Annotated in this window: 1 protein-coding gene; it reads right to left on the bottom strand. The window is 36.8% G+C overall.

What is annotated here, in order from left to right; translation table 11 throughout:
* Positions 1-733: IS3 family transposase (locus tag D7322_RS28265; protein ID WP_245971511.1), on the bottom strand; the 733-nt coding region annotated here is incomplete at its 3' end.
* Positions 734-858 lie beyond the last annotated feature (125 nt).

Raw genomic sequence — 858 nt, 5'->3', positions numbered from 1 at the left:
TGGTAATCAACTTATTACCGTAAATCTGCTCGGATTTTAGCGTTTTGAAGAAGCTTTCTGCTACTGCATTATCCCAGCAATTACCTTTTCTACTCATACTTCTTGTTATGATTTTATAGGAATCTAACGTGTTACTAAATTTTTCACATGCATATTGTACGCCACGGTCCGAATGAAAAATTAGACCAGGAGACAGTTTACGGTGCTTAATTGCCATTTTCCAAGCTGCCAATGAAGTTTCTTCAGTTTTCATCCCATCACTGATACTCCAACCAATACATTTGCGGTCATATAAATCCAGAATGGTGGTTAGATATAAAAAACCTTCTTTGGTATGGATGTAAGTAATATCAGATACCCAGACTTTTGAAGGCTCTGAAGCTTTGAAATTTCGGTCTAATACATTGTCCATTATTTTATGTGCGTGTTTTGAATCGGTTGTAGCTTTAAATTTCTTGCCTATTTTACTCCGTAGCCCCATATTTTTCATATACTTAGCGACTGTATTTCTAGAAACTTTAATTCCATCATCCAACAGCTCCGCAGTTATTCTAGGACTGCCATACCGTTGTTTCTTATCGAAATAAATAGCCTTTATCTTGTCCTCCAGATTGCTACATTTCCTGCTTTTTGTCTGTTGGGACCGTTTTTGCCAAGCATAATAGCTTCTAGATCCAACGCCCATAACTTTACACATCTTTTCAATCGAATATAGCCCCTGATGTTGCTTGATAAAACTATATATTACCGATCGCTCTTGGAAAAGATGCCTATGGCCTTTTTTAGTATTTCTAGTTCCAGTTCTGAGTCTTTAAGTTTTTTTTCCAAGAAACTAATCCGCTCTTGTTCTGGCGTTTG

Origin of the sequence: Sphingobacterium puteale (genome assembly GCF_003627955.1) — a bacterium.
GTDB lineage: Bacteria > Bacteroidota > Bacteroidia > Sphingobacteriales > Sphingobacteriaceae > Sphingobacterium > Sphingobacterium puteale.
Note: the sequence above shows the minus strand (reverse complement) of the source record. Positions and strands in the feature narration are given on the sequence as shown.